16 protein-coding genes and 2 tRNA genes are annotated in these 21,626 nt (G+C 29.8%); 15 read left to right on the top strand and 3 right to left on the bottom strand.

What is annotated here, in order from left to right; genetic code table 4:
- Positions 1-8 precede the first annotated feature (8 nt).
- The 5 genes from JJE79_RS02705 to JJE79_RS02685 all read left to right on the top strand — a co-directional run bounded on the left by JJE79_RS02705 (position 9) and on the right by JJE79_RS02685 (position 2,919).
- Positions 9-96: transfer RNA gene (locus JJE79_RS02705), tRNA-Ser, on the top strand.
- Between the two features lie 849 nt (positions 97-945).
- Positions 946-1,512 carry an elongation factor P gene (gene efp, locus JJE79_RS02700; protein ID WP_222926092.1) on the top strand — a complete coding sequence of 189 codons (567 nt, stop codon included), beginning with the start codon at positions 946-948 and terminating at the stop codon, positions 1,510-1,512.
- Positions 1,493-1,816: a hypothetical protein gene (locus JJE79_RS02695; protein ID WP_255565823.1), complete on the top strand. Its 324-nt coding sequence runs from the start codon at positions 1,493-1,495 to the stop codon at positions 1,814-1,816. Before efp ends, JJE79_RS02695 begins: the two co-directional genes overlap by 20 nt.
- Positions 1,816-2,205: a DUF1948 domain-containing protein gene (locus JJE79_RS02690; protein WP_222926091.1), complete on the top strand. Its 390-nt coding sequence runs from the start codon at positions 1,816-1,818 to the stop codon at positions 2,203-2,205. Before JJE79_RS02695 ends, JJE79_RS02690 begins: the two co-directional genes overlap by 1 nt.
- Entirely contained in the window at positions 2,206-2,919 is a 714-nt protein-coding gene (locus tag JJE79_RS02685) for a DUF5453 family protein (RefSeq protein ID WP_222926090.1), read from the top strand.
- Here JJE79_RS02685 and JJE79_RS02680 read toward each other — a convergent pair.
- Entirely contained in the window at positions 2,916-3,326 is a 411-nt protein-coding gene (locus JJE79_RS02680) for an HIT family protein (RefSeq protein WP_222926089.1), read from the bottom strand. The two genes, JJE79_RS02685 and JJE79_RS02680, sit on opposite strands and share 4 nt — an antisense overlap.
- Positions 3,327-3,379: 53 nt before the next feature.
- Here JJE79_RS02680 and JJE79_RS02675 point away from each other — a divergent pair, with 53 nt between their 5' ends.
- From JJE79_RS02675 to JJE79_RS02655, 5 genes are all read left to right on the top strand, one after another.
- Positions 3,380-4,828 (top strand): DUF4887 domain-containing protein, encoded by a 1,449-nt coding sequence (locus JJE79_RS02675; RefSeq protein WP_222926088.1) that lies wholly within the window; start codon positions 3,380-3,382, stop codon positions 4,826-4,828.
- Between the two features lie 300 nt (positions 4,829-5,128).
- A complete protein-coding gene (eno, locus tag JJE79_RS02670) occupies positions 5,129-6,544 on the top strand; it encodes a phosphopyruvate hydratase (protein ID WP_222926087.1) in 1,416 nt (471 codons plus the stop codon).
- Between the two features lie 74 nt (positions 6,545-6,618).
- A complete protein-coding gene (locus JJE79_RS02665; protein ID WP_222926086.1) occupies positions 6,619-7,992 on the top strand; it encodes a DEAD/DEAH box helicase in 1,374 nt (457 codons plus the stop codon).
- A 105-nt stretch (positions 7,993-8,097) separates the two neighbouring features.
- Positions 8,098-14,778 carry an EAGR box-containing protein gene (locus JJE79_RS02660; RefSeq protein WP_222926085.1) on the top strand — a complete coding sequence of 2,227 codons (6,681 nt, stop codon included), beginning with the start codon at positions 8,098-8,100 and terminating at the stop codon, positions 14,776-14,778.
- A 140-nt stretch (positions 14,779-14,918) separates the two neighbouring features.
- A complete protein-coding gene (locus tag JJE79_RS02655) occupies positions 14,919-16,079 on the top strand; it encodes a hypothetical protein (RefSeq protein WP_222926084.1) in 1,161 nt (386 codons plus the stop codon).
- An 83-nt stretch (positions 16,080-16,162) separates the two neighbouring features.
- On the opposite strand, the gene JJE79_RS02650 is transcribed toward JJE79_RS02655, so the two are convergent.
- Together JJE79_RS02650 and JJE79_RS02645 are read right to left on the bottom strand one after the other, a co-directional pair.
- Positions 16,163-16,239 (bottom strand) — tRNA-Arg (locus JJE79_RS02650).
- Positions 16,240-16,273: 34 nt separating this feature from the next.
- Positions 16,274-16,795: a GNAT family N-acetyltransferase gene (locus tag JJE79_RS02645; RefSeq protein ID WP_222926083.1), complete on the bottom strand. Its 522-nt coding sequence runs from the start codon at positions 16,793-16,795 to the stop codon at positions 16,274-16,276.
- Between the two features lie 32 nt (positions 16,796-16,827).
- Here JJE79_RS02645 and JJE79_RS02640 point away from each other — a divergent pair, with 32 nt between their 5' ends.
- From JJE79_RS02640 to JJE79_RS02620, 5 genes are read left to right on the top strand one after another with little or no spacing between them, the layout of a single operon-like run.
- Positions 16,828-17,679, top strand: coding sequence for an MPN551 family DNA-binding protein (locus JJE79_RS02640; protein ID WP_255565822.1), 852 nt, complete (start codon positions 16,828-16,830; stop codon positions 17,677-17,679).
- Between the two features lie 9 nt (positions 17,680-17,688).
- Positions 17,689-18,879 (top strand): tRNA uracil 4-sulfurtransferase ThiI, encoded by a 1,191-nt coding sequence (gene thiI, locus JJE79_RS02635; protein ID WP_222926082.1) that lies wholly within the window; start codon positions 17,689-17,691, stop codon positions 18,877-18,879.
- Positions 18,864-19,844 carry a bifunctional oligoribonuclease/PAP phosphatase NrnA gene (locus JJE79_RS02630; protein ID WP_222926081.1) on the top strand — a complete coding sequence of 327 codons (981 nt, stop codon included), beginning with the start codon at positions 18,864-18,866 and terminating at the stop codon, positions 19,842-19,844. Before thiI ends, JJE79_RS02630 begins: the two co-directional genes overlap by 16 nt.
- The gene (locus tag JJE79_RS02625) at positions 19,828-20,652 is read left to right on the top strand and encodes an RNA methyltransferase (RefSeq protein ID WP_255565821.1); all 825 of its coding nucleotides are present in this window, start codon (positions 19,828-19,830) and stop codon (positions 20,650-20,652) included. The genes JJE79_RS02630 and JJE79_RS02625 overlap by 17 nt, the downstream gene beginning before the upstream one ends.
- Complete coding sequence (locus tag JJE79_RS02620) at positions 20,631-21,617, top strand: RluA family pseudouridine synthase (protein ID WP_222926079.1); 987 nt, start codon at positions 20,631-20,633, stop codon at positions 21,615-21,617. Before JJE79_RS02625 ends, JJE79_RS02620 begins: the two co-directional genes overlap by 22 nt.
- Positions 21,618-21,626: the final 9 nt, after the last annotated feature.

Genomic DNA, 21,626 nt, shown 5'->3' with positions numbered 1-21,626 from the left:
AAACTAACGGGAGCATACTCAAGTGGTTAAGAGGACACCCTGCTAAGGTGTTAGATCAGCAATGGTGCGTGGGTTCGAATCCCACTGCTTCCGCCATTAAATAACAAAATCTATTATAAAAAAGTAGCTCGCATCATTGCGGGCTACTTTTTTTGTAATTTCTTATCTTAAATTAATTTATATTTATTATAATTAAGACGACTAGCAAGAACAAGCACAGTTTTTACATTCACAGTTAGTTGAACATGTGCAATCTTTTTGGCTAGTGCATTCACAGTTACATTCACATTTATTTTTAAAGATCATTTTGGTTTTCCTTTATGGTTTTTAAAATTATTTTTTTATATATTATTGAAATTTAAATTTTAGGTAGGTTATTGATTAGCAAGCACAAGCGCAGTTATCACATTCACAGTTAGTTGAACATGTGCAATCTTTTGCGCTAGTGCATTCACAATCACAGTTGTCTTTGTAGTAAATCATTGTTAGTATGTATCCTTAATTAGTTAGTTATTTATTTATAAAAAAAGTAGTTGTTTTATTAATTTATATTTATTATAATTAAGCTGTTTAGCAAGCACATGAGCAGTTTGCGCATTCACAGTTAGTTGAACAAGTGCAATCTTTTGCGCTAGTGCATTCACAATTACATTCACATTTATTTTTAAAGATCATTGTTAGTAAGTATCCTTTGGTTTTTAAAATTATTTTTTTTATTTAATTAATTATTGTTTGGTTTTGCGATGTTGATTTTTAATTAGCAAGCACATGAACAATTTTCACATTCACATTTATCACATGTGCATTTGTTAGTTGTTTCACATTGACAATCGCATTCATTTTTGAATAACATGATTTCTTATTTTCCTCCTTCATAAAAATTTATATACCAAACAAATTAATTTTGTTCTAATTTCAATATATTAAAATTTCATAAAGCAAATTATGGCATCAATTATTCACGCAAAAGACTTAAGAAGTGGTCATACAATCTTTTTAAATGGCCAAATTTATTTAGTAATCGAAAACTCATTTAATAAAACCGCAATGCGCGAAGGTATTGTTAAATGTAAAGTTAAAAACCTACGCACAGGTGCGATTACGACCGAAGTATTAACTGGTCAAAAGCTAGAACAAGCAACAATTGAAAAACAAAAGATGTCTTTTGTTTATCAAGACCAAAATCACTTTGTATTCATGAACAACGAAACTTATGAACAAATCGAAGTTCCTAATAAATTATTAGAATACGAAAAGAACTTTATTACAGAAGGAACTGAAGTTTCAATCATGCGCTATGAAGATGAAATTCTAGGAGTAACATTACCCGATCAAGTTGTGGTTGAAATTGAATATGCAGAAGACGCAGTTCAAGGTAATAGTGTTACTAATGCATTAAAAAAAGCAACACTAACAACTGGTTATGTGATTGAAGTTCCGCAATTTATTAAATCTAAAGAAAAAGTAATTGTTTCAACTGTTGATGGTAAATATGTCTCAAGAGCTAACTAACACAAGAAGCATTACATATACCAATTATGGCAGCATCAGAATTACTGATAAAGCCTTTTTGAAATATGTTAAAGCTAAAATTAACCAATACCTTGATAACAATAAATACATCCAACTAGTTAATGTGGATTTATATCACTTTTATGATGATGTTAATGCGCAAATCAATGTGTATGTTAAATATCTAAATAAAAAGCGTTATGATAATAACTTCATTAAGAATATTTCTAATGCGATTCTTAATGATATTAATGTCGAATTAAGTTTAAGTCTAACTTCGATTAACTTTATTCAAAGATTCTAATGACAGAACAAAAGAAAAAATCACAATTAGAACTAAGATATGAACGTCTTAGTTTTATTTATCAAGCTTTATTACTAGATTTTAGTTTGGAAGAAATTAATGATCAGATAACAAAATTAAATGATGAAAATGATCGTGAATTTTTAACAAACTGAACTGGTTATATTAATAGTATTCCGTCATTAGTATCAGCTCATATTAAACAAGGGTGAAGTTGACAACGACTTGATTATTTAGTTAAGGCATTATTCCATTTAATCCTGACAGAAGCTAAATATTATAAAACTGATAAACCAATATTAATATCACAAGCAATCAAGCTTTTAGAATCCTATGGTGATGATAAAGCAATTAAATTAGTAACAGCAGTTTTAAATAAGGTGTTATAGATGAAACTAAGAAAATGAAGAAATCATTACATCACAGTTATTGCTAATGCTTTAGTATTTATTGGTTTTGCTTTTAATGCTTATTTAGTAAGATTTATTAATCCAAACACGCAAAACAATCCGTATAATTCACAAGCAGAAATCTTATTTGCACCAGCAATCGTTGGGATTGTTTTAGGTTCAATTATGCTTTATGTTGATATTCGTTATTTCTTAAAGGATTTTCCTTACAAGAAATTCCATTATGACAAGAAGTTTAATAAGATTTATGTAATTGGATTATCAATTTTCTTATTTAATTTATTAATTGGTATTATTTTTATCTTAGTAGCTTTTTTATTTAAGCAAAATATCGTTGAATTAAGACAAAATGTAGTTGATAACCAACCAGATAAAATTAATGAAGCAATTAAGTATTACAATTATCAAAAAAACATTGTTTATGCTTCTGTGGCTGTTGTTGGGATCATTTGTATCATGTCGATGACCATTATTCGACTAGCTCGCTTTAAAATTGAATTAGCGCTAGAATTAAGAAAAAACCAAACCCAAGCTAGTGATAAACCTGTTAATAGTGATGATAAATCTGTAATTCTTCATTTTGATGATCATAACGACAATAAGAAAAATAAAAAAGAAGGTGGCAATCCACCTTCTGAAACTAATCCACCAAAACCAACTCAAGTGGCTTCGAGTGGAATGAATGAACTTTAATGTTTAATCTTATCCATTACTTCTTTTAAGTCTAAGATATTAACCTTATTGGTTTTAAAACCAAAACCTTCCTTAGCTGCATATTTAGGAATTACATGTAAGTGGAAGTGAAAAACCTCTTGACCTGAAATTGATTTTTCATTTGATACATAGTTATAACCAAAAGGATCTAGACGTGATTTGTTTAAAATACCAACAACTTCTTGAGCTAAATCAGTAACATAATGCATTAAGTTGGCTGGTGTGCTTGAAAAATCTGGGTGATGATCTTTGGGAATAACTAATGTGTGGCCATTAGAAACTGGAAAAGCATCTAAGAATGCTAGTGCGTGTTCGTTTTCTGCAATAATATTAGCTTCAACTTCTTTGTTGACAATCTTACAAAAAATACAATCTGCTTGTCTCATATTTTAAATTTTCTCTTATAAACAAATATTAATATAAATATAATATTAATTATATGGTTAATGATAGCAAAAAACTAATATTTGATACCTTAACTAAATACGGCTTGTATGTAAAACAAGACGGAATAGAAAAACATTACAAATTAATCAAAATCAAAAAGATTTTATTTTTTAGCAGTGTTATTTTTGTTAGTTTGAGTGCTATCTTGGCATTAGTATTAGCAATTAACAGCTTATATAGCACTTGATTGATCTTTAATCAGTATGCTGATTTATCAAGATTAAAGAGTGCTAATAATGTTAAATCAATAATTGATTATTTTGCATGAGAAAGGTTGATGAATTTAATCTTCTTCATCATAACCTTGTTGTTTTTAATAATCACGACAATTCTTTTAATTCCGTTTTTAATAACGATTAATAAAAAAGTTGCTGATCCAACTAATAATGTTAAACGTAATTTTAATTTCTTATCAACAATTACATTAATTGCAACTAGTATCACAATTATTTTCATTATTGTTGGTTGAATTATGTATGACAACATTATGGCTAATTATGAAAAAAATGCTGCTAGCCAAATGTTTGCTAAATACATCAACAATTCTGGTGTGGTTAAACTAAAAACGATTTTTAGCATCTTGCTATCATTATTCTTTGTTAGTGGGCCGTTCTTATTATTTGGATGTTTATTTGCATCTATTGTATTTAGTTTTGAATACCGTGTGTTTTCTTCATTTAATAAGATGACTAAGATGCTAAAAAAACTATACAAAGATAATGATCTTAATGAAGAAGAATTAGCATCAGATAAAAAACAAAAACGATCATGATTTAAGAAAAATAAAAAAGAAGATCAAACATTAAATCAAGATCAAAATAATCAAGCTAATAACAATAATTCAGAACCAACCCAAACCAAAGTTAATTATGATTCAATCTTTAAAAAGATGTATAACCAAAAATCTTATAAGTATGATGAAGATTTAATCAGAGAAGATATGAAACAAAAAGCTGATGATGGATTTGATTATACACATCAAGCTAAACAACAACACAACCAACAAGATCAACAACAAAGCTATCAACAAACTCAAACTGTTAATGAACAACCAACCAAGAATGATGAACCAAAAGTTGATGCAAATAAACAATCAGAAGAATTAAAAACAATTTTTGAAAAAATTAATAAGTCAGCTAAAACAAAAGAAGTTAACAACCAAACTCAAGAAGTTAATAATCAAACCCAATCACATAGCGAAACTAATAATAATCAACAAACAGAAAGTTCATCAAATTCAACTAAAGCAAATGATGATTTAAAAGATATTTTAAAACGCTTTAATAAGCAAAAAAATCCAACAGAAGATTTAACAAAACAACAGCAAGAACCAACAACTAACGTTAATTCAAACCCTGCTGATATTTATAAGAATATCTTTAAATTTAAATCACCATTTAAATCAAAAGATAATAATGAATCTGATAATGAAAACAACTAATTAAGTTTGTTTTTATTAGATAAAAAAGAGCAAAGTAATCATTAAAATCTTCATCTAATTATTCATTGAGAATTAGATGAAATTTTTATCAAAAACTAAACCGTTATTTTTATTTTTAAAAATAAAAATTTCGAGACAAAAACCAATTTTATTAAAGCAAAATGATTTTTATCAAAAGTTAATTAAATCAGTAAGATTTATTTCTTTTTAAAATCATTTTGAATTTTTTAACTTTATTTTTTACTTTATTTTTATAAAATAATAGCAAATAAATTTCATATAATACAAAAGAAAAATAAAATGGCAAAAAACAATTTAGAAATTAGCAAAGTTTTTGCTTACCAAGTTTTTGACTCAAGAGGATTTCCAACTGTTGCTTGTGAAGTAACTCTTAAAGATGGATCTAAAGGATTGGCTATGGTTCCATCTGGTGCTTCAACTGGTGAAAAAGAAGCTTTAGAATTACGTGATGGCGGAGATAAATACTTCGGAAAAGGCGTAATGAAAGCTGTTAATAACATTAACAAAAAAATTGCTCCATCAATCTTAGGTGTTGATGCTTCATTACAAAAAGACATCGACAATCACATGATTGAATTAGATGGAACTAAAACTAAATCTAAATTAGGTGCTAACGCAATTTTAGCTGTTTCAATGGCTGTATGTAAAGCTGCTGCTGCTTCATTAAAACAACCATTATACCAATACATTGCTAAAAAAGTTGCTAAGGTTAAATCAGCTGATTACATCTTACCAGTTCCAATGTTAAACGTAATTAACGGTGGTGCTCACGCTGATAATACAATTGACTTCCAAGAATTTATGTTTATGCCAGTTGGTGCTAAAACAATGGCTAAAGCATTACAAATTGCTAGTGAATGTTTCCACTCATTACAAAAAATTCTTAAATCTAAAAAACTAAACACTAACAAAGGTGATGAAGGTGGTTTTGCACCTAACTTAAAATCAGCAGAAGAAGCATTAGACTTAATGAGTCAAGCTGTAACTGATGCTGGTTACAAACTAGGTAAAGATGTTGCGTTTGCTCTTGACTGTGCTGCTAGTGAATTCTACAACGCTGACAAGAAAGCTTATGTTTTCAAAAAAGCTGTTAAAGCTGGAATTCTTTCTGAAAAAGAAGGAACTAAAACAACTGCTGAATTAGTAAATTACTTAGAACAATTAACTAAGAAATACCCAATCATTTCAATCGAAGACGGATTAGATGAAAATGACTGAGAAGGTATGAAATTACTAACTCAAAGAATTGGTAAAAAAGTTCAAATCGTTGGTGATGATACATACTGCACAAACCCTGAAATTGCTGCTAAGGGTGTTGCATTAAATGCTACAAACTCAGTATTAATCAAACTTAACCAAATCGGAACATTAACTGAAACAATCAGCACAATTAACATTGCTAAAAAAGCTAACTGAACAGCAGTTGTTTCTCACAGATCTGGTGAAACTGAAGACTCATTTATTTCTGATTTAGCTACTGCATTAAGCACTGGACAAATCAAAACTGGTTCAATGTCTAGATCTGAAAGAATTGCTAAATACAACAGATTATTAGCAATCGAAATCGAATTAGATAAAAAAGCTAAATACTTAGGTGAAAAAACTTTCTACAACCTAAATCCAGTAGCAACTCCAAAAGCACCAGCTAAAAAAGCTCCTGCTAAAAAAGCTGCTAAAAAATCATCAAAGAAATAGTTTTAAAATCTAATTGATAAACACAAAAAATAAGAAGTTTGAAACTTCTTATTTTTTATCGTTAAAATAAAGATATGAATAAAATTTATCATTGACAAGACTTCATTAAAAAGACCTTAGTAGATTTAAAAATTAATGAACCTACTAAAATTCAAAAAGAAGCGATTTTACCGTTAATTAATAAAAAAAATATTATTGGAGTTGCTCCAACAGGAACAGGTAAAACATTAGCTTTTTTATTACCAATTTTGCAAAATTTAAAAACTGATTTGAACTTAATTCAAGCAGTAATTATCGTGCCAACCAGAGAATTGGGAAATCAAATTAAAAATGTTTTAGATCAATTTATCAAGCACAATAAGCAAATCAAAGTTCGTTCTTTTGTTGGTGGTGTGGAATTTGAAAAACAATTAATAAGCATCAAAAACAATCCACCACATATTTTGATTTCAACACCAAAACGTTTTAATGAAGCAATTAATCATAAAGTTAATTGAAACTTAACATCAACTAGTTATCTTGTTTATGATGAAATTGATATGTTAATTGATCAAGGTTTTATTGATGATTTAATTAATGCCCAAACCTATTTAACAAATGCTAATAACAAATTATGTATTTCAGCATTTAGTGCAACTTTACATGATGATTTAGTTAACAAGATCAAACGAATTATTAAAAATGTCAAACCTGTTAATGTTTCAGAATCAATTTGAGTTCATGAAAATATCAAACATTATCTGATTAAAAACAAGAGCTTAAATAAATTAGATTCACTAGAAGCAATTATTAAAAATATTGATCCATACCTTTGTTTGATTTTTGTAAACAGAATTAGTGATATTGCTGAAATTAAAAACTGATTTGAAACCAATACAATCCCTTTCGCAGTATTACATGGAAAACTTGATAAAAGAGAACGTAAGCAACAATACACTTTAATCAAAAACCAAAAAGTGAAATACGCAATCGTTTCAGATTTATCATCTCGTGGAATGGACTTTGATGGCGTTTCTCATGTTGTTTCGTGAAATTTACCAAAAGACGACATTTGATACATCCACAGATCAGGACGAACATCACGATCAATTTATCAGGGTGAATCTTACGTATTATATGATCCCAATGATGATGCAATTATTCATCGTCTAGAACAAAAGAAAATTGTTTTTATTCCCTTAAAAATTAATCGTGATTTAAGCTTAACCAGATATGAACTAATTAAAAAACAAACTAAAAAACCAGCAGACGTTGCCTTACAAGAAGAAATTAAGAAAATCTTAATCAAAGCACCTAAAAAAGTTCAACCTGGATATAAGAAAAAAGTTAAGCGTCAAATTAACAAAGTTAAAGCTAAAGCTAAACGTCAAGCAATTGAACAAAAAGTCAAGCAACGCTTAGTTGAAGGTTACAAAAGAAAAAATGCTAAGAAAAATCCAATAAAATAAATTAAAATTAAAGTTTTTTATCATAAAATATATATGAACTGTGTTTTCACGGTTTTTTGCCGTGTATATACACAAGCTATAATAATTAATTAAATATATTTAAATATGGCTGAAAAGAAAAAAGTAGATCTTAAATCTGCTAGTGCGAAAACTAAAACTTCTAAAAATGAACCAGCTTCTATATCATTAGGTGGAAGTAATAAAAAACAGGTTTCTAAAAAAGGATTAGAATCTTTAAGTTATTCAGATTATTACAAAAAGTATCTAGAGTCTAAAAAAGACAATTTTGAACTATTAGCTAAAAAAGCTTCAACAGATACAATTAAGAATAAAGAAGAAATTAAAGACGAAATCAAAGCTGAAGCTTTCTATGCTGATTCAGCACTAGAATACACTAAAGAGTTAAAAGAAGAAAAATATAGTGATCATTTCAAGAAATTAAAAAACATCGATGAAAAAAGAGTTGTGATTTCTAATGAAATGCAACACGATAAGAATAGTGAAAAAGAAGGTGAATTTGTTGTAAGAAATAAATACCACCCAAGCTTTAATGATGTTGTTGTATCAAACCAAAATCACGATATTTTTAATGATGATCAATACAATCCATCATTAGGTTTTAATCAAAATCAAAAACCATTTGAACCAAGAGTTAATGGATTTGATAAGAATAACCAACCGATTTATTCTAGAATGTATATCCCAAGAGGATATGTTCGTCCAATCAATCCATACAACAGACCACCGTTCAATCCTTATTTCAACCCTTACCAAAACCCTTATCAGTTTGCGCCATATTTCTATCCACCATACCCTGGATTTAATCAACCGTTCAACAACCAAAATCCTTTCCAAAACCCATACGCACCAGCAGGATTTAATCAATTAAACAAACAAGATCAAAGTAACTACACTCAACAATTAATGGACTTTGATCCGTTTGCTAGCACAGCTGAATTAACAGTAGTTGATAACCAAAATCAATCACAAAACAATTTAGTAGTAGCACAATCAAACAAACAGCCAGAATTAAGTCACATTATTCATTCGTTCAACAAACGAATGAAAGAACAACTTCGTATTGTTGCAAAACAAAACGAAATGATTGAACGATTACAAACTAAAGTAATCGAATTAACAGAAGAAAAAGCAACTGCTTTAATTGAACAAACTAAATTAAGCACAGAAGACTTCTTACCAACAACTGAAAATAACTTTGAAGCAGTTGTTCGTGAAGAAGAAAAACCAGCACTTGAAGAAGTTGTTATTATCAACCAAGCTACTGTTGAAGCTGATAACAATCAACCAGTTCAAGCTGTTGAATATCAACCAACAAGCCCAACTCAAGAAGTTGTTAAACCAGAAGTTGAATTAAGCTTACAAGCAGAAGCTGATGATCAATTAAATAACGTTTGATCATTTGAAATTGATGATTTAATTGATACTGAAAAACTTGATGAAGAATTAGCTGCTTTTGAAGAATTTGATACAGCTAGCGTTGATGATGAATTAGATCTAAGCTTATTAGATGATGAAATCATCAATACAATTCAACCGCAAATCAAATACGAAGCTTCACAAGCTCAATTATCAGCTGATGAACCAATTGTTGATGATGAAAAATCAACAGAATTAGACATCATTGATGATTATGATTTAGATGCTTCTACAAGTGAAGAAATCTACACTCCACAAGGTTTATTTGATTTAAACGACAACTCAACTCAAGAATCTAAAAACAGCATCGTTCCAACCCAAGTGATCGATGAAATGTTCAATGAAGAAAAGACTGACCCTTCAAGAAGATTCTGAGAAAGCTTTGTTGGTAATAGTGACTATGGTTTCTATAACAACAAAACTTGAAACTGAAAAGGTAAGTTCTCTAAACTTCAAAAATGAATTCCATTCACTCATGAAGAAGAAGTGCCGTTCTATGGAACTAAGCATGTTATCTTATCAGCAATCAAATCATCAGAACGTAAGAAATTCTGAAAAGAATTAATTGGTGATCCTGTTTATGGTCACTTTGAAGGTTCTTCAAAAGTTTGAATTTGACACGGGGTATTTGACCAAGAATTAAACTGAATTCCTGACCCAACTCACGAATTTAAAACTGAAGAAGAAGTTCTTGCTCAAAAACAAAAACAAAGCTTCCCTAAGAAGAAAGATCCTAAAAAACCAGCTGCACCTAAGGTTTTAAAAACTACTGAGATCACTCCAGAATCTGACCTACACAAGATGTTGTTGGATGATCCAAGATACAAAAAACACATCGGTAATGAAGAGTATGGATACTACGACAACGATGGTATTTGAATCTGAACTGGTCACTTTGATGAAGATGGTAGCTTCAAACCTGATAAAGTTGAATTTGATTTATTCAACAATGCACAAGCTTCTGAATCTAACTTCTCAAGTCTGTTTGAATCTTGAAAGAAAAACAATCAAAACAACCTTGAATTTGAAGCTGAATCTAGAAGATTCAAACCTTCAAAAACAAGTGTTGTCTATGTTGATGAACAAGAACAACCAGAAGATGAACCAGAAGTTAAATCACCACGTGCTGAATTAACTGCTGATGAAGTTATTGAGTTCAAACCTCAACAAAAAGTTAAGAACGAACTTGTTAAGTCATACTACCAAAAATCAACTGATGAAGAATATGGCATTTTAACTTGAGATAAAGCTAAGATCCATGATGATGCTATTGTTGATGCATCTGTATTAGATGAATGATCATCAAACCAAGCACCATTCTGATTAGAATTTGTTGGTAATGAAAAATACGGTCACTACAATACTAATAATGACTGAGTATTTGATGGATACTTCGATGATGATTATGAATTCATTCCAAGCAACAAGCACGAAGTAACTGAACAATTAAAACAAACTAAAACAACAATTTCTAGAACTTCAATTCTAGAAGAAGATACAAACTTAGATGAATACTTCAAACCAGCTTCAAAAGAAGAATTCATTAAGTATGAAGCAAAACCAACTGAAGAATTAAAAGCTAAAAAACAAGATGCTGAACCATTCTTCAACCAATTCATTGGTGATCAACGCTACGGATTCTATAATAAGAACAATGTTTGAGTTTGAAATGGTTACTTTGATGAAAACCAAAACTTCATTTCAGATAGCACACCAACAGCAAACAAACTATTAGAAGAAGTTGAGTTACAAACTAAACAAGAAGTTGAATCAACTAAGAAAACTGATTCAATTAAATTTGTAAAGCCAACTAAATCTAACTACAAAACCCTTCACCAATTCGTTGATACAGTTTCTGAACTACCATACGCTGAAATTAAACATGCATCTGATGTAGTTTCACAAGAACAATTAGTTCAACCACAAACACAAGTTGTTCAACAAGAAGTTGCTCAACAAGAAGTTGCTCAACCAACTGTTAATGCTTTATTTGAATTTAAGCCAACATTAGCTGAAAGTTCAATCGTTCAACCGATTGTTCAAGACAGTGTTATTGAAGAAGTATCAACAATTAATGTTGATATTAACAATGTTGAATTAGCTACTGATAAGTTTGAACCTCAAAGCTTCTGAAAAGCGCAACAAACAGAAGTTAGTCAAACACCAGTTGTTCAAGCTGTTCAAACTCCAGTTACTCCAATTGCTATTAGTCCAGTTGCACCAAGTGTTGCTCAACCAATTCAACCAGTTGCTGTTCAACCACAAGTAGTTCAACCAGCACAACAAAAACCTGCGTTTGAATTTAAATCAACTGATACATTAACAATTTCACCAGTATTAGCAATAGCACCTACACCAGTTGAACAAATTCAAGTAAGCGCCCCGGCTAAACCAGTTGTTGATGTCTTTGCAACAAAAGAAATTGATTTAGCTAACGTTGAAATCAACCTTGTTGATCAAGTTACTGCTGATGAAGCACTAAGTGTTGATGTTTCACAAGTTGAATTAGTTTCAGCTGACTATCAAATTGCAACAACAAGAGAACCAGTTGTTCAACCACAAGCTCATGAAGAAGTTCAAGCACCGATCGTTCAACCAACGATTGCTGATGAAGAATTAAGTGCTGAAACAGTAAATGTTGAAGTTGCTAGTGACGTTATTGAACAAGAAGTTGCTCAAGCAACAGTTGAACAAGCATTAGAAGAATCGTTCAGTGAACTAGAAGCTGAATTAGCTCAAAAACAAGAACTTGAAGCTGAATTAGAAAAACTTCAACAAGAATTAGAAGCATTAAAACAACAAACTGCACAAATTCAAACTGAACCTACAACAATCATTGAAGGTCCAGCACAAGCGTTTGAAAAACCAGATCAAGTATCAATTGATGCTCAAGAATCAATTGAAGCTGTTGTTGGAGAACAAACTGCTCAACAAGAAGTTGATAAAACAACAACTGAGCAAGAAGTTCAACAAGATACACCAGTAGAAGAAGATAAAACTACTGTTGAACAAGAAGCTCAACAAGACGCTTCATTAGAAGAAGATAAAACAACGACTGAACAAGTTGTTGAAAAACAAGAAGCACAAGTAGCAGAAGAAGATAAGACTACTGTTGAACAAGAGTTTGACGAAGAAGATAAAACAACTGTTGAAGAAGATTTCGAAGAAGAAGCTAAAATTTTCGAAAGAAAAACAGAAGAACAACAAGTTCAATTAGAATTAGATCCAACAGTTGAATTAGAAGATGAACCAGTTGAAGTTCAAACATCTAGTCAACAACAAACACAACAAGATGAAGAATTAGTATCTGATTTAGCTGATGAAGAAGAATTAACAGTTGAAGAAGCAATTTCTGAAGAAGAACAACCAGAAGAAGATAAGACAACTGTTGAACAAGAAGTTCAAGCTGAACCAGAAGTTCAACAAGATCAAGAAGTTGAAGAATTAGCTGCTGATTCTGAAGCGCAACAAGAAGTTGAAGAACAAGAAGAAGTTGAACAACCAGTTGAAGAAGAAGCAGAAGAATTCTGAATGAAGTTGGTTGGTGATGAAAACTATGGTCACTACAACGAAGATGAAGAATGAATCTGAGATGGTTACTTCGATGAAAACCAAGAATTCGTTAGAAACGAAGAAGAAGTTGAACAAACTGCTTTAGAACAAGAACAACCAGAAGAATTCGTATCTGACTTAGCAGATATTGAAACTTCACAAGAACAACAAGAAGAACAAGCAGCTGATGAAGCTGAATCAGTTGAAGAAGCTATTGAAGAAGAAGTTCAAGCTGAACAAGCTGACGAAGAACAATTAGAAGCTGAACAAGAAGTTGAACAAGAAGTTCAAGCTGAAGAAGTAGAACAAGAAGTAGTTGAAGAAGAAGCTGAATACTGAGAACAATTCGTTGGTAATGATCAATACGGTCACTACGATGAAAACGAAGAATGAATCTGAGATGGTTACTTCGATGAAGAACAAAACTTCTTTAGAAATGACGAAGCTGATCAACAAGAACAATCAGCTGATGAACAATATGAAGCTAGCGCTGATGAAAGCTTAGAAGAAGCAATTTCAGAAGAAGAAGTTTCACAAGATCAAGAAGTTGAAGCAATCAGCCAAGAAGATCAACCAGAACCAGAAATTATTGACTTTGCTTCTGGATTAGGTGATTCAACTGCACAAGAAGAAGCTCAACAAGAAGCTGATGTTGAACAATCAATAGAAGAAGAACAACTACAAGCTCAAGAAGAAGTTCAAGAAGAAGCACAACAAGAAGCTCAAGAAGACCAAGAAGTAGTTGAAGAAGAAGTTGAATACTGAGAACAATTCGTTGGTAATGATCAATACGGTCACTACGATGAAAACGAAGAATGAATCTGAGATGGTTACTTCGATGAAGAAAATAACTTCTTCAGAAATGATGAAGAACAAGTTGAAGCTCAACCAGAAGAAGAATCAGTAGAAGAACAAATCCAAGCTGAAGAACAACAAGAACAAGAAGAAGTTGAAACAATCAGCGAAGATGAACAACCAGAACCTGAAATCATTGATTTCAGCTCACAAGTTGAAGAAGCAGCAGTTGAAGAATCTGAAGAAGTTGATTCATTAGAACCAATTGAACAAGAAGAATTAGAAGCTGACCCAACACAAGCAATTGATGGTGAAGAATTCTTAGTTCAATCAGAAGAATCAGCACAAGAAGAATATAGCGAACAACCAGCTGATGAACAATACGAAGAAGTTGAAGCTGAATATCAAGAAGAAGTTGTTGAAGAACAACCTGCTGATCAGTATGAAGAATCAGTTGAAGAAGTTGTAGAAGAAGCTGTTGAAGAATACGAACAAGCAGCCGAAGAATACGAACAAGCAGCCGAAGAATACGAAGAAGAACAACCAGCTGATGAAGAAGGTTCAGAAGAAGCTGAACAAGCTGAAGGTGAAGAAGTTGAAGAAGTAGAAGTTGAAGGTGAACACTGAATTTATGCAGATGAAAACGGTGAAATCAACTTTGATGACTACATTGGTAATGAAAACTTCGGTTACTACCTAGAAGATGGTGAATGAGAATGATACGAAGGTGACTTTGATGAAAATGGTAACTGATTCGTATATGTTCAAGGTGATCCAGAAGAAGTTGATATCGAAGCTGATATTCCTGTATTCAAGGGTGTTGATACTGACTCAGTTGATGCTGATGACTGATTATCACAATTCGACGAAGACGCAGCAGCAGCCATCTTTGATAAAGAAGAAGGTGAAGATGACGACGATGATTATGACTTCTTAGACGACGACGAAGACGACAAGAAAAAAGCTAAGAAGAAAAAAGATAAAAAGAAGAAAAAAGAATAACTTCGTTTAACAAAGAATCATAGGTTTTAAACCTATGATTTTTTTGTATATCAACATATTTTAATAATTTTGATTAAGAAGTAAATTCATGCTATAAAATATAATTAACAATAACTATTGTTTAATCGAAAGAAATAGAGATGTATTTATCAAAAAAGAATTACGATTATTGGCATTTATATCAATTTAAACAACTAAAAATACCGTTGTTCTTTATGATTATGCCGTTTGTGAATGTATCTATTTTAATCAAAATTTGTGCAGCATGAAGTGCATTATTTATTCATCCCCAAATTAAGAAAAGATTTCATCATTTACCAACAATATCATTGTTAATCCCGACGATTTTAATTTTAATAATGATACCTATTGTTTTTTTCTTAATTCCATGGCTTATTAATAATCCAGAAAATAAAGAATCAACTTTTAATTTAACATATAATCAATTAATAATTTTAAACGTCGGAATATATGCATCGTTTTCTGCTGTGATAATTGCTTTAAATCTTATTTTGGCATTTTTAACTAAACGTTGAATATGATCATCATCAATAAAGTTTTGTGATGAAAAAATTGATTTAGATCAAAAAGCTATTGATTTATATTATCAGCATTTATTGCATTCAATTACTTATGGATTAGGTAATAATATCTTTTCTTACTTTAAACCGTATAATGCTAAATTAGCTTTTGTAATGGGAAAAATAACTAGTAGTGAGCGGTTTAATAATTGAACGAGTGATTCGTTATCAGCAAGATTTTTAACTGGTGGATTTACATCATTAATTTTGCCGTTAAACTATACTCTTTTTTTAGGTTCATTTACTTATGTTGGTTTTGTAAAAAGTTGCGAAAAAATTCTTAATAAAAAAATCTTAACTAAAAAGTATTACTTCTTATATTTTTATTGAACTTTTATAAGTTTAATTTACTTGGTTGCTTTTTATTTACCAATTTTTGATCACTTTTCATTAACCTTTTTAGATTTAAATATTAATTCTGACTTGAGGATATTATTTAACTGAGCTCCATTCATTGTTCTATTAATCAATTGTTTAATTTCTGGTTTGTGTGCTCGTTCAATTCGTTTGTCAATTCAAAAAACATATAAAGTTGAGAAAAGAATCAATTTAGAAGAACAATTTAATGAGTTTTTCTTTGATAAAGAAATGTTAGAAAAAATCCCGAATTGACAAGAACTAGATATTAAATTCCCTAAACCAATTCAAGAATTAAACAATCCTGATCAAAAGCAAGAAATTCAAAACCAATCAGATTCAAGCAACAACCAACCCGAATAAAATAACCAACAATAACCACTTAAACAAATAAAAAAACCAGGGAAAACCCTGGTTTTTGTTTTAGTTAGTTTATTAGTTCTTAATGGCGCGCCCAATAGGACTTGAACCCATAACCGTCTGATCCGAAGTCAGATGTTCTATCCGATTGAACTATGGGCGCAGTTTGGTTTTATACCTTAAATATTATAAAAGATTTAAACTTTTTTAGCTCAATAATCATAAGATGCTAACATTGATTGATTTTCTAAAATATTTATCTCAATCAGATCAACAAGTTCTAAACGATATAAGCCAATTTCTCGTAAAATATTGCTAGTTTTTTGATTATCTTTATGAATTTCTAAATAAATTCAATTCAAATCAGTTGATCTTGATATCTTGATAATGAATTTAATTAAATCAATAAATAAACTATCATTTTCACTATTCAATAAATAATTAAGCTTACCCTTATTTTTATCAATATTAATCGTAATGAAACCAACAATCACATTATTTTGATAAATTACAAAACAATATCTTTGTTTTTTAGATCACAACAATACTTGATTTTGAATGTAAGATTCTAAGCTAACAAGATTAAAATTATTTTCATCTAATCCAATGTAATGATAATTTTTTACTTTTAAAAAATAATCATACAAACCATTAATTTGGTTAATGTCGATTTTTTTTATACTTAAACTATCATTAATGACATATCTTTTATTAAACATCGTTTTTATATAATTAATTTTAATAAATACATATGCCATTTAAAAAAGATCTCAATCTAAAAGATTGTTTTTTTATCAAAGACAATCAAATTATCTTAACTGATAACTATAAAAAAACTTATGGTAGTAGGTTTAAAAAAATCACAGGTAGTAGGTTTCCGACTGTTTTAGGAGTGAATGCTTATAGTTCGCCATTTATGGAATGATTAAAGATGGTTAATCTTTATTCTGAAAGTATGGATCCAACATTAGCCAATGCAGGGGTGCAAATTGAACCCAAGGTGCGTGATTTTGTCATTGAAAAATTCAAAGTTAATTATAAAGCTTATGAACCAAATAGAGTTGGTTATGATATTTTTAAGGAGAATCCGATCTTTGGTGGAATTCCTGATGGTGAACCTGTTGATGAGAACGGTCAAATTATTTATGATCAAAACCATCCAATGCTAGAAATTAAAACTTCATCAATTGATAAGTTGGTTTATAAAACGGTTAATGATGAATTAAGAATGATGCTAGATAATGATGGCATGCCGATTGTTAAGCAAAAACGTGCTAAGTATGAAGAATGATATGATGAAAACCAAAAACCAGTGGTTAAAAAAGAATATGTAATGCAATTGTCATTGTATCTATATTTAAGAAAAGCAAAATATGGTCGATTTGGCATCATTTTTTTACGACCAGAAGATTATAAATATCCAGAAAAACTTGATATTAACAAAAGGGTTGTTGAAATCGTTGATATGCAAATTGATCCAGCTGATGTTAAACCTTATATTGATCAAGCTGAAAAATGATACAACGATCATATCAAAACAGGAATCAGTCCAAAATTTGGTCACGCTGATTTAGAATTTTTAAGAAAAAACAGAATTATTTAAAGTTGATTTATGAATCAAAATAACCATAAGATTGTCATTAAATTTGGTGAATTGTGATTAAAAAATAACAATCGTGTTGATTTTATTAATCAACTCAAACAAAATATCATTAGTGCAATCAAACAATACAATCTTAAAGTGATGTCATTATATGATCATTTAGAGATTAGTGATTATCAATTAAGCGATCAGGATGATTTAGTTAAAATCTTAGTTAAGATCCCTGGGATTAATTATGTTTGTGTTGTTAAAACATTAATTAACGATCTTGAAATCTTAAAAAACGAAGTATTAGCATTAGCTAATGATAATGATCAAATTGCTTTTGAAATCAAAAGAAAAGATAAATCATATCCACATGATAGTTTAAGTATTAAAAAAATCTTAGCAGGTCATTGTTTAAAAAATAAAAATATTTCAATTAATCTTAATGATCCAACAAACGAGATTTATATCGACATTATTAAAGATCAATTTGTTTTATATTTACAACGATATAAAGGCGCAAATGGATTGCCAATTAAATCATCTGGTAAAGTTTTAGTTTTATTATCAGGCGGAATTGATTCACCTGTGGCTAGTGATCTTTTATACAAAAGAGGTATGCATGTTGATTATTTAACATTCATCACACCACCACATACAAGTGCTAAAGCATTAGATAAAACCGTTAAATTAGCTCAAATTGTATCCAAGCATAATGAAGTTAATGATGCGAAAATTTTTATTCATAATTTTAGTAATGTTCTTAAAGAACTTTCACATTCAAAATATGAAAATTACCGTATCACTTTAATGCGTCGAGCTTTTTATAAGATTGCTGAAAAACTTGTGCAAAAATATGGTTATGATTGCATTGCTACGGGTGAATCACTAGGACAAGTAGCATCACAAACAATCAACAGCATGAAAACAATCTCGAATGCAACTAAAGATTTATTAGTGCTTCGCCCTTTATTGTGTTATGATAAAAACCAAATAATTGATCATGCTAAAAAAATAAAAACCTATGAAGTTTCTATTTTACCTTATGATGATGCATGTTCAATTTATGCTCCTAAAAAACCAACTACCAATCCTAAGATTGAGACAATTAACAAAATTGAAGCATCACTAGATTTTTTAGATGTCGTGATTGATGCTTCAATTAATCAAGACATAAAGATATTTGATTTAAACCAACCATGAGACCACAATTAGAAGTGCATGATCAGATTTGAGCTAAGGTTAAGGAATTTGACCACCTTACTTTTTTCGTTCATGAACGACCTGATTTTGATGCTTTAGGATCAGCATTTGCTTTTAAAGAATTAGTTAACAATATTTATCCTGAAAAAAAAGTTTATGTGGCAGGGACATATAAACTAGACCCAGAATTGGGTGCTAGTTTATTTCCGTTTGAAAAACACCAGGTGGATATTGAATTTTTAGAAAAATCATTGGGAATTGTTTTTGATACTGCTAATGCTGAACGGATTTTAACTGGACAACATAAGTTAGTAAAAGAAATTATTCGGATTGACCATCACCCTAAAACTGAAACGATCGGTTTAATTGAATGAGTAGATCCAACATATTCATCAACAGCTGAGATGATTGGTTGATTTATTAAGTGAATGGGCTTTAAATTAACACCGATTATTGCCAAATATATTTATGCGGGAATTATTACTGATACTGGTCGATTTTTATATTTAGCAACAACACCAAGCACCTTTAAAATGACAGCAGAAATCCTAGCCACTGGATTTAATCGTAATGAAGTGCATGACGCTGTTTATTTAAAACCAATCTTAGAACACAAATATTATTCATACGTTGTTAATCGCGCCAAAATTACCAATAACGGCTTAGCATACATTGCAATCAGAAAAGGTGCTCACAAACGCTTTGGTATCAAATCACCAATGACGATGGTTCATGCTTTGAATAATATTGATGGTGTAAAAATTTGAACGGCAATTTATTTTGATGATCAATCACAAAAATGAAAGGGTTCAATCCGTTCATACGATATTCCAATTAACCATTTTGCTGCTATGTTTAATGGTGGTGGTCATAAGTTTGCCAGTGGTTTTAGTTTAGACAACAAGCAGGATTTTTATAAATTAATTAAAGTGCTTGATGATTATTTAAAAACAATTGATAATGATCAACTTTCATAAGATAACTTCGAAGAATAACCCAATTTTTAAAGATTTAAAAATTGCTTATAAAAATGGTTATAACAAACATTTAAGTGATTATTTTTGTGTTGGAGGGATTAAGAATAATTTAATTGCTTTAAACAATAATTGATTACCTCATACAATTTTTGTTACGCAAAGTTTTGATAAAAAAATTATTAATGAAATCAAAACCAAATTAAAAGATCATCCAGTTCAATGAATTGAAATTAGTGATCAATTAAATCAAGAATTAAAAGAAATTAACACCCAAGCTGGGGATTGTTATTTTTATTATTTAATTAAACAATTAAACCACCAATCATTTGAATTAAGCGATCGATATAATTACTTATTTTTAGATAACATTCAAGATCCTAACAATCTAGGCACAATTCTAAGAAACGCAGCTGCTTTTGATTTGAATAAGATTTTTATCAATCATTCAGTTAATTTATATAATCCCAAATTAATACGTGCATCAGCTGGTGCGATTTTTTCTAACCAAATTAGTATCATTCATGATCTTAATAAATTCATTGAAGTAATCAATAAAAAAGGCTTAAGTTTGATTGCCACTGCCAATCAACCTAATGCAATTGATGTAAGTGAATTTGATCAAGCATCAGGTAATATCATTATTTTTGGTAATGAAGGTAATGGCATTAGTGATACCTTATTAAATGCTGCAACTAAAACTATTAAAATTAGCATCAACAATAAGTATGCTGAATCGTTGAATGTGGCAACATCAACGGGCATCATTTTATATGAACTTAATAAGTTATGAAAAAAACCATTAAGATAAAAACCGTTGATGATTGCATCAGATTAGATAAGTTCTTATTAAAAGTTTTAAAGAATTATAAAAGAACAAATATCTATAAGATGTTAAGAAAAAAAGACATCTTAATAAATAATAAAAGAGCTAATTTTGATTATTACTTAAAACTTAATGATGTCATTAGTTATTATGATTTTAAAAGAACTGATGATAAAAAAGCGTTGCCAAATTTCTTTGAAGCAAAACCAGAATTAGATTTAATTTTTGAAGATGAAAATTTAATTATTTTTGAAAAACCATTAGGTATACCAGCTCAACAAACTAATGATAAAAATCACCACGATAATATGCAAAATCGGGTGCTGCATTATTTGGTGACTACCAACCAATATGATTATTTAAATAACCAAAGTTATGTGGCAAGTATTGTGAATCGTTTAGATCAAAATACGACAGGCATCATGATTGCTGCTAAAAATCTAAAAGCCCAACAAGCATTAAATGAGATTATTAAAAATCGTGATTTAAAAAAATTCTATCACTGCTTAGTTCATGGTGAAATCAAACCAAAAAAAGCAACGCAAACTGCTTATTTATATAAAGATGAAACTAAATCGTTGGTAAAAATTCAGGATTATAAAACCGATCATAACAAGACAATTATTACCAAATACTCAACCTTGTATTATTTCAAAAAACTGAATTATTCATTATTAGAAGTGGAATTAATTACAGGTAGAACACACCAAATCAGAGCTCATTTATCATACTTAAATCACCCAGTGGTTGGTGATTATAAGTATTCAAAACCAGAGTATCAAAATAATCAAAATAATTACAAACACCAACTATTACATAGTTATAAAATCATCTTTGACTTAAAGAATTATGATGATGACTTTATTTTGAAATACCTAGATAATTGCGAATATCAAACCAAATCTGATGCTTGGTTTTTAGTAGATTTAAAAAATCAAGGATTTTTTTAGTAGCTATAC

Origin of the sequence: Mycoplasma sp. E35C, assembly GCF_019873825.1 — a bacterium.
Lineage (GTDB): Bacteria > Bacillota_I > Bacilli_A > Mycoplasmatales > Mycoplasmoidaceae > Mycoplasmoides.
The sequence above is the reverse complement of the archived record's forward strand: the minus strand, read 5'-3'. Positions and strand labels throughout refer to the sequence as shown.